General features: G+C 71.6%; 1 protein-coding gene. It reads left to right on the top strand.

All coding sequences use genetic code 11. The features are described from left to right. Positions 1-1,707 (top strand): beta-galactosidase (locus tag STRIP9103_RS35780; RefSeq protein ID WP_048821591.1); only part of this gene is annotated, 1,707 nt, incomplete at its 5' end. Positions 1,708-1,724: the final 17 nt, after the last annotated feature.

Raw genomic sequence — 1,724 nt, 5'->3', positions numbered from 1 at the left:
GGCACCCGCTACGAGTTCGGCTCCCGCGGTGCCATCTGCCACAGCAACGCCGACTACCGGGCCGCCGCCGCGAACATCACCACCAGGCTCGCCGAGCGTTACGCGGACCATCCGGCGCTTGCGATGTGGCATGTGCACAATGAGTACGGCGTCCCCGTCTCCGCCTGCTACTGCGACTCCTGCGCCGCGCACTTCCGCCGCTGGCTGGAGCGTACGTACGGCGACGTCGACGCGGTCAACGAGGCCTGGGGCACCACCTTCTGGGGCCAGCGCTACACCGACTTCGCGCAGATCAACCCGCCGCGCGTGACGCCCACGGTCGGCAACCCCGGCCAGGCGCTCGACTACAAGCGGTTCGCCGACGCGACCATCCGCGAGAACTTCGTGATGGAGCGGGACATCCTGCACCGCCTCTCACCCGGCATCCCGGTCACCACCAACTTCATGACCGCGCTCAGCCAGTGCGACTCCATCGACTACTGGGCCTGGGGCCGCGAGGTCGACCTCGTCACCAACGACCACTACCTGATCACCGACGGCCGCCGCACCCATGTGAACCTCGCGATGGCCGCCGACATCACGCGCTCGGTCGGCGGCGGCGCCCCCTGGCTGCTCCTGGAGCACTCGACCTCCGGCATCAACTGGCAGGCCCGCAACCCCGCCAAGGCACCCGGCCAGATGGCCCGCAACTCCCTCGCCCATGTGGCCCGCGGCTCCGACGGCGCCATGTTCTTCCAGTGGCGGCAGTCCCGGCGCGGCGCCGAGAAGTTCCACTCGGCGATGCTGCCCCAGGCCGGCACCGACTCCCGGGTGTGGCGCGAGGTCGTCGAACTGGGCGCCTCCCTCGACTCGTTGAGCCAGATCCGCGGCAGCCGCACCGTCGCCGACGTGGCGGTCCTGTGGGACTGGCACTCCTGGTGGGCGCAGAGCCTCGCCTGGCGCCCCAGCGAGGACCACGAGGCCCGCGAACGCGCCGACGCCTTCTACGAGGCCCTCTACGACCGCCACCTCACGGTCGACTTCGCCCACCCGGAAGCCGACTTGTCGGCCTATCCCCTTGTCGTCGTCCCCGCGCTGTATCTGATGACCGAGGCCGCCGGGCGCAACCTCAAGGCGTACGTCGAGAACGGCGGCACCCTCGTCGTCTCGTACTTCTCCGGCATCGTCGACGAGAACGACGCCGTCCACGAGGGCCCGTACCCCGGCGCCCTGCGCGACGTACTCGGCCTCACCGTCGAGGAGTTCTCGCCGCTGCTCACGGGGGAGAGCGTCCGCATCACCGGGCCCGACGGCTCCGAGCTGACCGGGGACGTGTGGACCGAGTTCGTGGTGCCGCGCGGCGCCGAGACCGTGTGGACGTACGCCGACGGACTCGCCGCCGACCGGCCCGCCGTCACCCGGCACCGGCTCGGCGAGGGCTCCGCCTGGTACGTCTCGACCCGCCTCGACGCCCACGGCCTGGACGCGCTGCTCGGCTGGGCCGCCGACGACGCGGGCATCGCGCCGCGCGCCGATCTGCCGCGCGACGTCGAAGTGGTGCGCCGCACGGGGGAGTCGGGCGACTTCCTCTTCGCGATCAACCACACCGCGCTCGACGCCAAGGTGCCGCTGGACACCGACGGCACCGAGTTGTTGACCGGCGAGCGCGCGGCGGGCCGTCTGGCCGTGCCCGCCGGGGCCGTCAGGGTCGTACGACTCGACGGCTGACCATCGGATGTGGGCGG

This window comes from Streptomyces ipomoeae 91-03 (assembly GCF_000317595.1).
In the GTDB taxonomy this organism is placed as follows: Bacteria; Actinomycetota; Actinomycetes; order Streptomycetales; family Streptomycetaceae; genus Streptomyces; species Streptomyces ipomoeae.
This window is presented reverse-complemented; position numbering and strand designations above follow the sequence as displayed.